The organism is Pseudomonas sp. NFACC08-1 (assembly GCF_900106735.1).
Lineage (GTDB): Bacteria > Pseudomonadota > Gammaproteobacteria > Pseudomonadales > Pseudomonadaceae > Aquipseudomonas > Aquipseudomonas fluorescens_Q.
The window spans coordinates 285,999-300,819 of the sequence record NZ_FNNL01000001.1; the positions used below are offsets into that span (position 1 = coordinate 285,999).

Genomic DNA, 14,821 nt, shown 5'->3' on the forward strand with positions numbered 1-14,821 from the left:
CGGTATGTCAGTCAACATGGATGTTGAATGTGACTGCGCTATCGCGAGCAAGCTCGCTCCCACAGGGTTTTGCAGTGTTCCTTACCGTCAGGCCGCGTCGCTGAAATCGTACTGCAATTCGTTATCCACGGCGCTGATCCGCACGCCGGCCAAGGCCTTGCCTTCGAGCATGCGGGTCAGGAACTCGCGGCTCATGTCCGGCAGCAGGCTGTTGGTCAGGATGGTGTCGATCATGCGCCCGCCGCTTTCGGTTTCGGTGCAGCGCGAGACGATCAAATCGATCACCGCGTCGTCGTAGTCGAAGGCGACTTTGTGGGTGCTCTCCACGCGCTTCTTGATGCGGTTGAGTTGCAGGCGGGTGATGGCCTTGAGCATTTCGTCGCTGAGCGGGTAGTACGGGATCGTCACCAGGCGGCCCAGCAAGGCTGGCGGGAAAATCTCCAGCAGCGGTTGGCGCAGGGCCTTGGCGATTTCTTCCGGCTCCGGCACGTTCTGCGGGTCTTTGCAGACGTCGGCAATCAGCTCGGTGCCGGCGTTGGTGGTCAGCAGGATCAAGGTGTTCTTGAAGTCGATCACCCGGCCTTCGCCGTCCTCCATCACGCCTTTGTCGAACACCTGGAAGAAGATTTCATGCACGTCGGGGTGGGCTTTTTCCACCTCGTCCAGCAGCACCACGCTGTACGGTTTGCGCCGCACGGCTTCGGTCAACACGCCGCCTTCGCCGTAGCCGATGTAACCCGGTGGCGCACCCTTGAGGGTGGACACGGTGTGGGCTTCCTGGAACTCGCTCATGTTGATGGTGATGACGTTCTGCTCGCCGCCATACATGGCTTCGGCCAGGGCCAGGGCGGTTTCGGTCTTGCCCACGCCGGAGGTGCCGGCGAGCATGAACACGCCAATCGGCTTGCTCGGGTTGTCGAGGCCGGCACGTGAGGTCTGGATGCGCTTGGCGATCATCTGCAGGGCATGGTCCTGGCCGATGATGCGTTTCTTCAGGTGCTGGTCGAGGTTGAGCACGGTTTCCAATTCGTTGCGGGCCATGCGGCCCACCGGGATACCGGTCCAGTCGGCGACCACCGAAGCCACGGCCTGGTAATCCACGGTCGGCAGGATCAGCGGGGTTTCGCCTTGCAGGGCGGTCAGGCGCTGTTGCAGGTCCACCAGTTTCTCGCGCAGGGCGTGGCTTTCGTTGTCGGCAGCTTCGCTGGCGTCTTCGCTGTCTACCACGCCGACGCGCTCGCGTAAGGTGGCGCGGGTGGCGAGCAGTTCGTCCACCAGGGTTTTCTCTTCGGCCCAGCGGCTTTCCAGCTCGGCCAGGCGTTCGCGCTCGGCGCTCAGCAGGCTTTCGGTCTGGGTCTGGCGAGTGCCGATGACCACGCCGATGGCGTGTTCACGGGCGATGATTTGCAGCTCGGTTTCCAGTGCTTCGATGCGCCGGCGGCTGTCGTCCACCTCGGCCGGCACGGCGTGCAGGCTGATGGCGACGCGGGCGCAAGCGGTGTCCAGCAGGCTCACGGATTTGTCCGGCAGCTGGCGCGCGGGAATGTAGCGGTGGGACAGCTTGACCGAGGCTTCCAGGGCTTCGTCGAGGATCTGCACCTGGTGGTGTTTTTCCATGGTCGAGGCCACGCCGCGCATCATCAGCAGGGCCTTGTCTTCCGACGGCTCGGCCACTTGCACCACTTGGAAACGACGGGTCAGGGCCGGGTCTTTCTCGATGTGCTTCTTGTACTCGGCCCAGGTCGTGGCCGCCACGGTACGCAAGGTGCCACGGGCCAACGCCGGCTTGAGCAGGTTGGCTGCGTCGCCCGTGCCGGCGGCGCCACCGGCACCCACCAGGGTGTGGGCTTCGTCGATGAACAGGATGATCGGCTTGGGCGAGGCCTGGACGTCTTCGATGACCTGGCGCAGGCGCTGTTCGAATTCGCCTTTCATGCTCGCGCCGGCCTGCAACAGGCCGACGTCGAGGCTGCGCAGTTCCACGTCCTTGAGGGCCGGCGGTACGTCGCCGGCGACGATGCGCAGGGCAAAGCCTTCGACCACGGCGGTCTTGCCCACGCCGGCTTCACCGGTGAGGATCGGGTTGTTCTGCCGGCGGCGCATGAGGATGTCCACCAGTTGGCGGATCTCTTCGTCACGGCCGACGATCGGGTCGAGCTTGCCGCTGCGGGCCTGCTCGGTGAGGTCGACGGTGAAGCGCTTGAGGGCTTCCTGTTTGCCCATGGCGCTTGGGGCCATGGCGCCGCTGGCTTCGCCCGGCACGGCACCGGCATTGAAACCGTCGCTGGCGGTCAGGGCGTTTTCCGGCGAGTCGCCGACGTATTCGTCAAAGCGCTCGCTCAGGGCTTCGACCTTGACCTTGTCGAACTCCGACGACAAACCCAGCAGCGCGTGGCGCAGGCTCGGGGTCTTGAGGATGCCCAGCACCAGGTAACCGGTGCGCACCTGGCTTTCGCCGAACATCAGGCTGCCGTAGACCCAGCCGCGTTCCACGGCTTCTTCCACGTGGGACGACAGGTCGGTGATGGACGTCGACCCCCGTGGCAGACGGTCGAGGGCTTCGGTGAGGTCACGGGCCAGGCGCGCCGGCTCGATGTTGAACTGGCGGATGATGCGGTGCAGGTCCGAGTCCTGCAGTTGCAACAACTGGTGAAACCAGTGGGCCAATTCCACATAAGGGTTACCGCGCAACTTGCAGAACACGGTGGCGGCTTCGATGGCTTTGTAGGCCACGCTGTTGAGTTTGCCGAACAACGCGGCGCGACTGATTTCACCCATGCTCATGGCTCCTTGAGGTCTGTGAGGTGTTGGCCTGTTCGGCGTAATGCCGGGCCAGTATTAGATCGTTGGCATCGGTTTCGGGGCGACCCAGCCAGGTATTGAAGCCCAGGCGGAAGCGACCATTGAGTTGCAGTGCCGGGACTTCGGGTTGTGCCAGGACCAGGTTCAGGTCCCAGTCCAATTCATGCCCTAGGTATTCGGCGACCCAGGCCACCAGCTCGTTGAACGGTTGGCTGCCGGGCAGCATGCCCATGTAGTCAACGAGCTTGAGTGGCCCCAGGCGAATGCGGAATTTGTGTTGGCGATCCCACACGAAGCGGCCCAGGCAGAAGTCCACGCCCAATTGATGAGCGCTGACCCCGACGCGGCTGCGTTCGGGCAATTCCAGCCATTGGCCGACGTATTCTTCGATCTCCACCGGCAGGCCGAAGTACTCGCTGAGGATTGCCTTCAAGCCGTCCGGGTAGCGGGTTTGCGCCGACAGGTGGCCGCTGTAGTGCAGCTTCGCCGTGTCGGGGATCAGCCCTTGTTTGAGCAGGCTCGGCATGCCCCGGCCGCTGAGGGCGGCCAGGCGCGCCGACCAATAGTCATCGTCCGGGCGATCGTGGCTGACCGTCGGCCGCGCTTCGGCCCAGGCCCGGTAAAACAGGCTGAGCAAGCGGTGGTGAAACACATCGAGAAAGCGCTTGCTGGTGCTGTCGCCATTGTTGCGCTGGCGTTCGCGCACGTATTCGGTGATGTGCAGCGGCATCGGGCCGTTGGGGCCGCCGAGGCCGAAGAAGAACTGCTCCAGGCGTGCCGGGGTGCCGTCGCTGCCCGGTTGCACCGAGGCCAGGGTCGCCGGGGCGAAGGTGCAGTCGGCCTGCTGGCCGAGGCGCAGCGGGTCATCGGCCAGGCGCAGAGAATGGCCCAGGCGCGGCAGCTCGGGGGATTCGCACTCGATGCGCCGTAGCGCCTGGAAGAAGTCGTATTCCCAGGGCTCCTGGTGCATCGCCTCCAGGGTACTCACAGGGTCGGACGACGTCCGGGCTTGGCTTTCCATCGCATGATCTCGCCGCGTTCGGTGGTACGGATCACCGTCTCGGTAAAACTGTTGATCGACACGTAGCGTGCCAGGAAGCGCTCGAACACGGCGCCGAGCAGGAACACTCCGGTGCCGCGAAACGCGTTTTCATCGAATTCCAGGGTGATCTCCAGACCACGCCCGAACACGATCGGGCCGGGCATCGGCAAGCGCCGGGTGCAAGCCTTGCTGCTGACTTCGCGCAGGCCTTCGATCTGCAATTGCAGCGCCGCGTCGTTGCTGTCGCCGTACAGGCGCAGCAGTTCGCGCAGGGCGGCGGCGCCTTGGCCTTGTTCGCTGAGGGACAGGTAATTCAGCGAGAGCTGGCTGATCAGGCGCCAGGCCTTGGCATCGTGGGCATGGCTGGCCCGTGGGCGACTGGGACCTGCCACGCAACGCACGGCGCCAACCGGCGCACTGTCGGCGAGGGTGAAGTCGGTCTTGCCGTTGCCCACGCTCATGAACAGCGGCAGGTCGCGGTTGGTGCACAGCGCGGTCACGCCCAGTTGGCGCAGGTCGTGGCGATAAGGCGCTTGCTGGCTGTCCACCAGGCTGACGAAGGTTTCGCTGCCGATGTAGGTCGAGCGTGGGCCGTTGCGCCGCTGGTCGCTGGACAGCACACGGGGTTCGCGCCGCACCGTGTAATAGGCCTGGTCGCGGCCATAACGGGACGGATCGCGTACGGCGTAGAACGGCAGGAACGGCTGCTCCGGCCCGGTGCCGTGGCCAGTGAGGCCGCTGAGCGAATGCACTTCGAAATCCATCGGCCGGGTACGGTCGGCGATCACGTGGTGTTCGTTGACCCGATCCGACAAGTGAATGCGATCCAGGCGCTTGGGGAACAGGTTGATGGCCGGGGTGCAGAACGGCAGGAACTGCGAAGCGCCGACGCTGCCTTCCAGGCTCGGATCGTGCCGGTCGAACAGCACGATCAGCTCCAGTTCCTGGCCGTCGCAACGCTTGACCGCGCGGCTCAACTGGGTGAAGTCGACAAACAGGAAACGGTGGGGCAGGGCGAAGTATTCCTGCAACAGGCGATAGCCCTGGAAGGCTCGCGGCACCACCGGCAGCGCGGCGTCGGCATCGTCGAAGCCGCGCGAGCGCAATGCATCCTGCGGCAGGCGTTCCACCCAGTCGCCGCCGGGCTTGCGGGCGAACACCGCGCAGGCGTTGCCGAGCAGTTGTTCGTAGAGGCGGAAAGGCTGTTCGTCGGCACCGCTCAAGTACAGCGGCAGGTTGTCCAGGGCCAGGCTGTTGAACGGCAGTTCGGCGCCGGTGCGCAGTGTGAGGCGCAGGCCGGCCTTGGCTTTCGGCTCGCTGGCGGCCAGGCGTCCGAGCACGGCGGAGGGGTTGCCGAAGTACTCGGCCTGGCTGACCTGCAACGGCCACAACGTCACCGCGTGGGCGGTGCGGTACTCGCAGCAGGTCTGGGTTTCACGCCCCAGGGCGGCACGCAGGACCGTATCGCGCGGCAGCGGGAAGCCACTGCTCAGCGAGCCTTCGTCCGGGTCGGCCTGCAATTGCACCACGGTCATCGACGGTGTCGGCGCCAGGTAATGCGGGTAGGCGATTTCCAGCAGGTTGTGGGTGAAGGTCGGGTACTCGGCGTCGAGCTTGAGCTGCACCCGCGCCGTCAGGTAGGCGAAGCCTTCCAGCAGGCGCTCGACATAGGGGTCGGCGCAGTCCATGCCGGACAAGGTCAGCCGACTGGCGATCTTCGGGTATTCCTTGGCGAACTCCGCCGCGCTTTCGCGCACGTGGTGCAGTTCCTGGTTGTACAGCTCCAGCAGGCGTGGGTTCATGAGCGTCTCCGCTGGTCGGCGTTGACCACGCGCACATGGCCGGTTTCCAGGTCCAGGTCGGTTTGCAGCATCAGGCGCAGCGGCACCGGCTGGGCCCAGAGATCGCCTTCGATCTCGAAACTCAAGGCGTTGTGGTTCATCTCCGCCGTCGCCCGGGCGCGCACGCGCAGGGTGTGGCGCAGGATTCGCGGCTCGAACGTGGCGATGGCCTGGTGGATCAGCGTTTCCAGGGCCGAGACATCGACGTTCGACGCGCTGTTGCCGGCCAGTGCCGGCAGGCCGAAATTCACCACCGAGGTGCCCGCCGGGGTGTGCAACGTGGCATCGGCGCTGAGCAATGAGGTGGTGTTGAGCAGCCACGCCAGGTCACGCAGCACGGAGGCTTTCAATTGGGTCAGGGACAGCACGCGTTTGTCGGCGCTTTCCTTGGGATTGGTCGGATCGTCGTCGGTCAACCGGTCCAATAGGGATGGCTGGAGGCGATCGCGGGTGGCGATTTCGGTTACCAAGTGAAAAGGCCCGTGTAATTCTTCTGGTCACCTGTGCCGCCCATGCAGCTGGCGCGGCGAGCGATTATCGAGGGTTCGAGTTGCCCATTGATCAGGCGTATGGCGCGGTACTCGGAGTGACATTGCGGACTGTTCTGAGCCGCGGTCGAGAAATGAAGAACAATGACAATAGGCACCTTGCCAAAGGTCTCGACATGAGATTTGCCTTGTCTGTCTACCGTGAACTGGCAGGGCCATGGCAGGTCGAGTGGCATTAGCGTCTGGTCTGGTTTGCGTAGCGCGCAGCGTTGTTGGTCATCGACCAGCGTCAACTGTTGCCCGCCCATCACGACGACTTGATTCACCGCTGCGGTTGAAGTTGCCGATGAGGCTTGCTGCCCGGCACAGGCTGTCAGGCTCGAAAACAGGCAGCCAATCAATACAGCGCAACGAGCCTTGTTCATAAAAGCTCCCAGAACCAGATCGCCCTGGATCGATAGGCCGGATCGTCATACCCGAGGGTCAGGCCACGGTTCCAGAGGTCGATATGGTCGCCGGTGCGACCGTCCGAAGACTCTCCCAATTGCTGGAAGCAATCCTTGAAGAAAATCAGGCCGGTCTTGTCTTGCAGCTTGCGTCGGTCCGCGGCAGTTCCGCCGAGGATCAACGGGCGGCCCAGGTGATGTTTCCACAACCAGTTCGCCAGCGATTCGGCCCCCCTGGCGTGCTCATGTGCACACTTGGGTTCGGTGTAGGTGGACTTGTTGACCTTGATGGTCAGCTCTGTATTGAGCGTGATGCTCATGCGGATAGCGCACTGGTTTGCCCACGGACCATCACAGGGTTTCGCGTCTGGGTAGGTCACCAGCAGATCGGAATAGGCTTTCCACAGATTGATAAACGAAGGCTTGGCCATGACTCACACCGCGCTGTAAAGGATTGGATTCGAGCAAGCACCAAACACCCCCGGCGCGTGGCACCGGGGGCGTGTTCGATTACACCTTGACGTTCTGACGGATGTTCCAGCCGAACTTGACCGGGCCGCCTTCCTTGGTGCCGTCGGCTTTCTGTGGCTGGTAATCTACCAGCACCTTGGCGAAGTTCAGGGTGACGTTTTCGGTCAGGCGATCATCGCCGCCCGAGCCGCCGGTGCTCAGGGACGTAACCAGCACTTCTTCCAGGTTGATGATCATGTACTCGACCTGGCTTTCACCGCCGGCCTTGCGCACGGTCAGCTTGACCTTGTCGATGTGCTTGCCGCTGGCGCAGTGCATCATCAGGTTCGGCGACGCCTTGTCGACGTACTTGGTCAGGGACAGGTCCTGGACGTTGACCTTGCCCGCACCACCGCCGCTGCCCACGTGCATGTTGCCGGACTGGGACATGCCCCAGCTCCAGTTCAGGACATCGATCTCGTCCTTGTGGGCCTTGTCCATGGACTCGCCCTTGATGTCGCCGATCTTGATGAAAATATCAACAGCCATGTTTTCTCCCTGTGTGGTTTCTAACCACATTGTTTGGTTGACGCTGACCTTGCGAAATCTGTGAACTCAATGAAGATCTCCTGTGGACCACTCTGTGGCGAGGGAGCTTGCTCCCGCTTGGGTGCGTAGCGCCCACAAGAAGGGGCCGCTACGCGACCCAGCGGGAGCAAGCTCCCTCGCCACAAAGGGCCTCCACAGGAAAGCCCATTTCAACGGTTGTTTATGCGCCCTTGGCCGACGGCAGTTTCGATACCAGGCGCAGCGACACGGTCAGCCCTTCGAGCTGGTAGTGCGGACGCAGGTAGAACTTGGAGTTGTAGTACCCCGGGTTGCCTTCGACTTCTTCGACGATCACTTCGGCGGCAGCCAGCGGGTGCTGGGCCTTGGTGGTCTCGGTGGAGTGCGCCGGGTCACCGTCGACGTAGTTGAGGATCCAGTCCTGCAACCAGCGCTGCATCTCGTCCTTCTCTTTGAAGGAACCGATTTTGTCGCGCACGATGCACTTGAGGTAATGGGCGAAACGGCAAGTGGCGAACAGGTACGGCAGGCGCGCCGCCAGGTTGGCGTTGGCGGTGGCGTCCGGGTCGTCGTATTCGGCCGGTTTCTGCAACGACTGAGCGCCGATGAACGCGGCGAAGTCGGTGTTTTTCTTGTGCAGCAGCGGCATGAAACCGTTCTTCGCCAGCTCCGCTTCACGGCGGTCCGAGATGGCGATTTCGGTCGGGCACTTCATGTCCACGCCACCGTCGTCGGTCGGGAACGTGTGGGCTGGCAGGTTTTCCACTTCACCGCCGGACTCCACGCCACGGATGCGCGAGCACCAGCCGAAGTGTTTGAACGAACGGTTGATGTTCACCGCCATCGCGTAAGCGGCGTTGGCCCAGGTGTACTTGGAGCTGTCGGCACCGTCGGTGTTTTCTTCGAAGGCGAAGGCTTCCACCGGGTCGGTCTTGGCGCCGTACGGCAGGCGTGCCAGGAAGCGTGGCATGGTCAGGCCGATGTAGCGCGAGTCTTCCGATTCACGCAGCGAGCGCCAGCCGGCGTATTCCGGGGTGGTGAAGATCTTGGTCAGGTCGCGTGGGTTCGACAGTTCCTGCCACGAGCCCATGCCCATCACGGTCGGCGATGCCGCAGCGATGAACGGGGAGTGCATGGCCGCGCAGACTTTCGACAGTTCGCCCAGCAGCTCGACATCCGGTGGCGACTGGTCGAAGTAGTAGTCGCCTACCAGGCAGCCGTAAGGTTCGCCGCCGAACTGGCCGTATTCTTCTTCGTACATCTTCTTGAAGATCGGGCTCTGGTCCCACGCGGTGCCCTTGAATTTCTTCAGGGTCTTGTGCAGGTCGGTCTTGGAGATGTTGAGCACGCGGATCTTGAGCTGCTCATCGGTCTCGGTGTTGTTGACCAGGTAGTGCAGGCCACGCCAGGCGCTTTCCAGTTGCTGGAAGTCGGGATGGTGGATGACCTGGTTGACCTGGGCGGTGAGCTTGGCGTCGATGGCGGCGATGATCGATTCGATCGACTTGATGGCGTCGTTGGACACCAGGTCGGTCTGCGCCAGGGCCTGTTCGGCCAGGGTACGCACGGCGGTCTCGACGGCTTCGCGGGCGCGCTCGGTCTTGGGTTTGAATTCTTGCAGCAGCAGGGACGCGAACTCGCTGGTTTCTTCGGTTGCGCCCAGGTTCTGCACGCCTTCGCGGGCTGTATTGTCAGTCATGATCATTGGTCCTGTGCTGGCTTCGGCGCGCTCGCCAGGGCCTGCAACAGCGCTGGGTCCTTGATCGCCTTCATGATGATTTCTTCGGCGCCGGTCTTGCCGTCCATGTAGGTCAGCAGGTTGGCCAACTGGGTACGCGCTTCGAGCAATTTGTTCAGCGAATCGACCTTGCGGGCCACGGCCGCCGGGCTGAAGTCGTCCATGCTTTCGAACGTCAGGTCCAGGCTCAGGTTGCCTTCGCCGGTCAGTTCGTTAGGCACATGAAACGCCACGCGCGGCTGCATGGCCTTGAGGCGCGAGTCGAAGTTGTCGACGTCGATCTCGAGGAACTTGCGATCAGCCACAGGGGCCAGAGGCTCGGCGGGCTTGCCGGCGAGGTCGGCCATTACCCCCATGACGAAGGGCAACTGGACCTTTTTCTCGGCGCCGTAGAGCTCGACGTCGTACTCGATCTGCACTCGAGGCGCGCGGTTGCGCGCGATGAATTTCTGAGAACTTTGCTTCGCCACGTTGCTGCTCCTGGTCGCTTGAGCGACGGTGTTGGCGTCATCGGGGGTGCCGGTGACGTGACTGCGTGATCCGCTCGCTTTTTATTCGCTGTCTGGGCCGCGCAGGTTTTCAAATTGACTCATGCCGTCGGGAATCAGGTTGCGCACGATGGCCGCGAAGTCGGCGTGCACCAGATTCTTGGCCCGGTTCAACAGCACCGGCAGCGGGCTGGAGGGCTCATGACGGGTGTAGTAAGCGAGAATCCGGTCCAGGCTGCGCAGCACGTCGTCGCGGTTGTTGATGTCGCCGCTGACGGTGCTGGTGCTGTTATTGGTGTTGCGCGGTGAGCTTGTGACATTTGCATGCTCAGTGGGCGCTGGGCTGTTGTCGCTGACGGAATCGGCCTGGGCGCTGTCGCCACTCTGCGGGGCGAACTGGCCGAGAATCTGCAGGGCCATCTTCAACGGTTGCTTCAACGGGCCGAGGTCCACACCTTGGGCGGAACCGACCTGGTCGCTGACCTGCTGTTCGATGGTTTCGGCGGCGCTGCGGGCTTCCTGCAGGGCGGCACGGATGATTTCCAACTGTTCGGGGTCGCTGTCGAGCAAGGCCCCGGCGAGCTGTTCGGCACCGAGGTTCTCATCCGGGAAACTTTGCAGGCCGCTGGCGTTGGCGGCGGCGCGCAGGCTGACGGCGCCGAAGGTCCGCGAGCGGACCAGGATGCTTTCGCGCAGCAAGCGAATGGTGACATCGGACGTCAGGCCGGCGAGGGCATTGATGCGCACAGTGGGGTCGTTGTCGTCATCGGCGTCCAGGCGCGGATGTAACTCGGCCCAGTATTGCTTGAGCAGTTCGCTGATCAGCGTCAGCACACGGGCCATGCCCGGCAGGCCTTCGAGGGCCAGGGAGCTTTGCAACAGGAAATGGGTGATGCGCAGGTCTTTGCTGCGTTGCAGCAAGTCCAGGCTCTGCTGCTGGATGCTGCGCCATTCAGGAGGCTCGGCAGGCAAGATCGAATCGCCCATGCTGCGCTCGGGCTGGCCCCGGGAGTCGCGTTCCAGGCGCAAGAAATCCGCGTCATATTCCAGATCTTCACCGCACGGCGAAGTCGCGGAAACGGCGGCGAGCAACAAAGGCACATCCACTTGGATCGATCTCCCTATCACCCGCTGAAGAAGTCGGGCAGTTCACACGCAAGTTTCGGATGAAACTCACATGTTCCTTGACGGTAATGGCCTTTTAAATCCTAGGTGATTTTAAAGTGCCATCATCTATATTCAAGAAGTTGTGCATTTTTGGTGTAGTACTTATCGCTTGTCAAGGTAAGCTATTTCACCAGTGTAGCCCCTCTGTAACAGTTGTGATGCGCTTAACAGCCTGCTCGACCCATCGGTCGAAGCGGCAACTGACGTGGGGTTTTTGTCACGCAAGCCGGTTATGATCAGCAATCATGCTGGCAAAAAGCCGTTTCGCGGTGGTTGGCAAGGTTGTTGGTGGGTAGTCAGGGCTTCAATCCTCACTTCACCCGCCCGCGCGCGAAGTATTCAGCAAGGAGGCAAGATGCCGCTGTGTTTGACTATCACTAGTTATCACAAGATTACCCCGGGCCAGTGTTCTGAAAAGTCCATGGATCAGGGGGTGATGGCAATTGGCCGTAATTCCGATAATGACTGGGTATTGCCGGACCCTGAGCGTCTGGTTTCCGGCAAACATTGCGTTATCCAATACAAAGATGGGCGTTATTACTTAACCGATAACAGCACTAATGGTGTGGAATTGGTCAAGGCCGGTGTTCGCCTGCGCAAGGGCAACAGCGAACCCCTGCAAGACGGCGAAGTGATCCGCATCGGTGATTATGAAATCCAGGCGCGCGTCGATTTCAGCCTGCCAGTCACCGACAGCAACCCGTTCGCCGAATCGCCCAGCACTTTCGAGGCCTTGATGGGGCGCCAGGGCGCCGCGGTGCATGCGCCATCGCCGCTTCATACGCCATCGCCGATTCCAGTGGCTGCGCCTGCGCATTTCCAGGGCGGGTCGGCCATGGACACCCTGCCGGACCTGTTCGATTTCTTGAGCCCGAGCAGTGTCCCGCCGGCCACCCAGCCTGACCATGTGCCGGCCGAGCAGCACAACTTCCGCCCGCCGACGCCAATTCCCCGGCCGAGCCCGCCGCCCGTGGTGGCGCCGGTGATACCGCCGTCTGCCTCAATGATTCCGGACGACTGGGACCCCTTTAGCGACAAGCCGGTGGCGGTGGCCCCGCCGCCCGTGACCCCGCCGCCTGTGCCGCTGCCGCCCGTGGTTGAGCCGGTCGCGACGCCTGCCCCGCAGGCTCCGCTCGCCGACATCTTTGCTGAAATCAGCGCACCGCCGCCGGCCCCCGTGCCTGAAGCGTCGGTCACCCGCGTCGAGCCCCCGGTCGCACCTCCGGTTGCTCCGGTTGCTCCGGTTGCTCCGGCTGTCCCGGCCGAGGCCGCCCAACCCGACTTGCTGCAAGCCTTCCTGCGCGGTGCCGGGCTGGACCAGTTGCGCCTGGACAAGGCCAACGCCGAAGCACAGATGGAAAGCATCGGGCGCAGTTACCGGTTGATGGTCGAAGGCCTGATCGATGTATTGCGCGCCCGCAGCAGCCTCAAGGGTGAGTTCCGCATCCAGCAGACGATGATCCAGCCGGTGGAAAACAACCCGCTGAAATTCGCCCCCAACGTCGATGAGGCCCTGTTGTTGCTGTTGCGCCACGGCAATCAGGCGTTCATGGCCCCGGACGTGGCGGTGCGTGACAGTTTCGATGATTTGCGGGCCCACCAACTGGCGGTGATGGCCGGTGTGGAAGCGGCCATCAAGCATTTGCTGGGGCGCTTTGAGCCGGCGCAACTGGAAGAACGCATGGCCAAGCCCGGTGGGCTCTCGGGTATTTTCAGTGGCTCGCGACAGGCCCAGTACTGGCAGCAGTTCACCGAACTCTACAGCAACATTTCCCGGGAAGCCCAAGAGGATTTCCAGGACCTGTTCGGTCGCGAGTTCAGCCGCGCCTACGAAGAACACAGTACGCGACAGCGACGCCGCTAAGCGGCGCCGTCCCATAACAAGATTGATCGGCACACAACGGATAGCTCAAACGTCATTGAGGACGCAGGATGATTCCCAGGTTTTTACTCGCAGTCGCCACCGCGCTTCTGCTGACGGCGTGCGCCAAGGATGCGGCCAACCTCCAGCCCGAAGAAGCTGAGGCCGACACCGCCGCCATCGAGCTGCACTTTCACGCCATTGCCGGCCTCAACCCCGGCGCCACCGGCCAGCCGGCCCCGGTCCGGGTGCGCATTTTCGAACTGAAAAATGCCGCGACCTTCGGTCGTGCCGATTATTTCGCCCTCGCCGAACGGGCCCAGGCAACGCTGGGCGCCGACCTGATCGACCAGGACGAGGTGCTGATCCAGCCCGGCCAGCAATTGAGCCTGCAACGCGACCTCGATCCGGCCACGCGGCATATCGGAATACTGGTGGGCTATCGCGAACTGGACCAGTCGCTGTGGCGCACGGTGATGAATGTCCCGGCGCGCGAATACACCGAATACCAGATCAGCCTCGATGTGCGCGCCGTGCGCAGCGCCGTCGTCGTCCCCCCATCCAGCCCTGCCCAATAAGCAATCGGAGCCCCCATGTCCTGGAACAATCGCGTGGTCTGGTCGGAAGGCATGTTCATTGGAACGCAGCACTTCCAACAGCATGACCGTTACCTGGAAAACCTCATCGACGCACGCAGCCGCCCGTTGTCGGCCGGCGCCTGGGGTTTTTCCGAATTGCTGATCGACCAGGGCCTGTTGGCCCAGGGCAAGCTGGCGATCATCTCGGCGCGCGGCCTGTTGCCGGACGGTACGCCCTTCAACATTCCCCAGGATGACCTGGCGCCCACCCCGCTGAACGTCGATGACAACCTGCGCGATGGCCTGGTGTACCTGGCCCTGCCGCTCAAGCGCGCCGGCGCCCGGGACACCGTGGACGAAGGCGAAGACCTCGGCGCTGCGCGTTATGTGAGCCAGGTGTGCGAAGTGCGCGACGACAACGCACCGTTCGAAAACCGCGCACCGGTGGCCCTTGGCTCGCGGGCGCTGCGGCTGCTGACCGAACAGGATGGCGTCGGCGACTACGCCGCCATCGGTGTGGTGCGCATCAAGGAAAAACGCGCCGACCGTGCCCTGGTGCTCGACGACACCTACATCCCGCCACTGCTGGATGTCATCGCCTCCAAACCGCTGGCGGCGTTTCGCAGTGAACTGCTGGGCCTGCTGCATCAACGCGGCGAAGCCCTGGCCGGGCGGGTGGTAGCGTCCGGCGCCGGTGGCGCCTCGGAAATTGCCGATTTCATGCTGTTGCAACTGGTCAACCGCGCCCAACCGCTGATCCAGCACCTGAGCCAGTTGAGCCCACTGCATCCCGAGCGTTTCTACAGCGAGCTGGTAAGCCTGGCCGGGGAGTTCTCCACGTTCACCGCGTCCGGGCGACGACCGCAGCCATACCCGCCATACCAGCACGATGACCTGGCGCTCAGCTACGCGCCGGTGATGCAGGCCCTGCGTGAAGCCCTGTCGATGCTGATCGACAGCAAGGCGACGCCGATTCCGATTGTCGAGAAAGCCTATGGCATCCACGTGGCGATGCTGGCCGACAAGACCCTGCTCGACAGTGCCAGCTTCATCCTGGTGGTGCGCGCCGACGTGCCGGCCGAGACCCTGCGCGGCCGCTTCGGCCAGCAGAGCAAGGTCGGTTCGGTGGAGCACATCCGCGATCTGGTCAACCTGCAACTGCCGGGCATCGGCCTGCTGCCGTTGCCGGTGGCGCCAAGGCAGCTGCCGTACCACGCCGGCTCCACTTACTACGAGCTCGACCGCGGCAGCGATCACTGGCAGCAGCTGAGCAACTCTGGCGGCTTCGCATTCCACATCGCCGGCCAGTTCCCAGGGCTGAACCTGGCCTTCTGGGCGATCCGAGGATAAATC

Annotated in this window: 13 protein-coding genes; 3 read left to right on the top strand and 10 right to left on the bottom strand. The window is 63.0% G+C overall.

Annotated features, from left to right (window positions below; all coding sequences use genetic code 11):
• Positions 1-87 precede the first annotated feature (87 nt).
• The 10 genes from tssH to tssA all read right to left on the bottom strand — a co-directional run bounded on the left by tssH (position 88) and on the right by tssA (position 10,969).
• The gene (gene tssH, locus BLU76_RS01285) at positions 88-2,778 is read right to left on the bottom strand and encodes a type VI secretion system ATPase TssH (RefSeq protein WP_092148352.1); all 2,691 of its coding nucleotides are present in this window, start codon (positions 2,776-2,778) and stop codon (positions 88-90) included.
• A complete protein-coding gene (tssG, locus tag BLU76_RS01290; RefSeq protein WP_092148349.1) occupies positions 2,771-3,823 on the bottom strand; it encodes a type VI secretion system baseplate subunit TssG in 1,053 nt (350 codons plus the stop codon). Before tssG ends, tssH begins: the two co-directional genes overlap by 8 nt.
• Entirely contained in the window at positions 3,787-5,646 is a 1,860-nt protein-coding gene (gene tssF, locus BLU76_RS01295; RefSeq protein ID WP_063323770.1) for a type VI secretion system baseplate subunit TssF, read from the bottom strand. The genes tssG and tssF overlap by 37 nt, the downstream gene beginning before the upstream one ends.
• Positions 5,643-6,155 carry a type VI secretion system baseplate subunit TssE gene (gene tssE, locus BLU76_RS01300; RefSeq protein WP_003206934.1) on the bottom strand — a complete coding sequence of 171 codons (513 nt, stop codon included), beginning with the start codon at positions 6,153-6,155 and terminating at the stop codon, positions 5,643-5,645. Before tssE ends, tssF begins: the two co-directional genes overlap by 4 nt.
• Positions 6,149-6,598, bottom strand: coding sequence for a hypothetical protein (locus BLU76_RS01305; protein WP_092221233.1), 450 nt, complete (start codon positions 6,596-6,598; stop codon positions 6,149-6,151). Before BLU76_RS01305 ends, tssE begins: the two co-directional genes overlap by 7 nt.
• On the bottom strand, positions 6,595-7,050 hold the full coding sequence (locus BLU76_RS01310) for a T6SS effector amidase Tae4 family protein (RefSeq protein ID WP_063323772.1): 456 nt from the start codon (positions 7,048-7,050) through the stop codon (positions 6,595-6,597). The genes BLU76_RS01305 and BLU76_RS01310 overlap by 4 nt, the downstream gene beginning before the upstream one ends.
• Before the next feature lie 79 nt (positions 7,051-7,129).
• Positions 7,130-7,618, bottom strand: coding sequence for an Hcp family type VI secretion system effector (locus BLU76_RS01315; protein WP_003206927.1), 489 nt, complete (start codon positions 7,616-7,618; stop codon positions 7,130-7,132).
• 220 nt (positions 7,619-7,838) lie between these two features.
• On the bottom strand, positions 7,839-9,335 hold the full coding sequence (gene tssC, locus BLU76_RS01320) for a type VI secretion system contractile sheath large subunit (protein WP_063323773.1): 1,497 nt from the start codon (positions 9,333-9,335) through the stop codon (positions 7,839-7,841).
• 2 nt (positions 9,336-9,337) lie between these two features.
• Positions 9,338-9,844 (bottom strand): type VI secretion system contractile sheath small subunit, encoded by a 507-nt coding sequence (gene tssB, locus BLU76_RS01325; protein ID WP_003177230.1) that lies wholly within the window; start codon positions 9,842-9,844, stop codon positions 9,338-9,340.
• 81 nt (positions 9,845-9,925) lie between these two features.
• Positions 9,926-10,969: a type VI secretion system protein TssA gene (tssA, locus tag BLU76_RS01330; protein ID WP_092148340.1), complete on the bottom strand. Its 1,044-nt coding sequence runs from the start codon at positions 10,967-10,969 to the stop codon at positions 9,926-9,928.
• Between the two features lie 415 nt (positions 10,970-11,384).
• Here tssA and tagH point away from each other — a divergent pair, with 415 nt between their 5' ends.
• The 3 genes from tagH (at position 11,385) to tssK (ending at position 14,818) form a co-directional block, all read left to right on the top strand.
• Complete coding sequence (gene tagH, locus BLU76_RS01335; RefSeq protein ID WP_092221235.1) at positions 11,385-12,893, top strand: type VI secretion system-associated FHA domain protein TagH; 1,509 nt, start codon at positions 11,385-11,387, stop codon at positions 12,891-12,893.
• A 68-nt stretch (positions 12,894-12,961) separates the two neighbouring features.
• The gene (gene tssJ / locus BLU76_RS01340; protein WP_092221237.1) at positions 12,962-13,468 is read left to right on the top strand and encodes a type VI secretion system lipoprotein TssJ; all 507 of its coding nucleotides are present in this window, start codon (positions 12,962-12,964) and stop codon (positions 13,466-13,468) included.
• A gap of 15 nt (positions 13,469-13,483) precedes the next feature.
• The gene (gene tssK, locus BLU76_RS01345) at positions 13,484-14,818 is read left to right on the top strand and encodes a type VI secretion system baseplate subunit TssK (protein WP_092221239.1); all 1,335 of its coding nucleotides are present in this window, start codon (positions 13,484-13,486) and stop codon (positions 14,816-14,818) included.
• The last annotated feature ends 3 nt before the right edge of the window (positions 14,819-14,821 follow it).

Excerpts from the sequence above, each read along its gene's own strand:
- tssH (WP_092148352.1), bottom strand. The coding sequence starts at position 2,778 with ATGGGTGAAATCAGTCGCGCCGCGTTGTTCGGCAAACTCAACAGCGTG.
- tssG (WP_092148349.1), bottom strand. The coding sequence starts at position 3,823 with ATGGAAAGCCAAGCCCGGACGTCGTCCGACCCTGTGAGTACCCTGGAG.
- tssF (WP_063323770.1), bottom strand. The coding sequence starts at position 5,646 with ATGAACCCACGCCTGCTGGAGCTGTACAACCAGGAACTGCACCACGTG.
- BLU76_RS01305 (WP_092221233.1), bottom strand. The coding sequence starts at position 6,598 with ATGAACAAGGCTCGTTGCGCTGTATTGATTGGCTGCCTGTTTTCGAGC.
- BLU76_RS01310 (WP_063323772.1), bottom strand. The coding sequence starts at position 7,050 with ATGGCCAAGCCTTCGTTTATCAATCTGTGGAAAGCCTATTCCGATCTG.
- BLU76_RS01315 (WP_003206927.1), bottom strand. The coding sequence starts at position 7,618 with ATGGCTGTTGATATTTTCATCAAGATCGGCGACATCAAGGGCGAGTCC.
- tssC (WP_063323773.1), bottom strand. The coding sequence starts at position 9,335 with ATGACTGACAATACAGCCCGCGAAGGCGTGCAGAACCTGGGCGCAACC.
- tagH (WP_092221235.1), top strand. The coding sequence starts at position 11,385 with ATGCCGCTGTGTTTGACTATCACTAGTTATCACAAGATTACCCCGGGC.
- tssJ (WP_092221237.1), top strand. The coding sequence starts at position 12,962 with ATGATTCCCAGGTTTTTACTCGCAGTCGCCACCGCGCTTCTGCTGACG.
- tssK (WP_092221239.1), top strand. The coding sequence starts at position 13,484 with ATGTCCTGGAACAATCGCGTGGTCTGGTCGGAAGGCATGTTCATTGGA.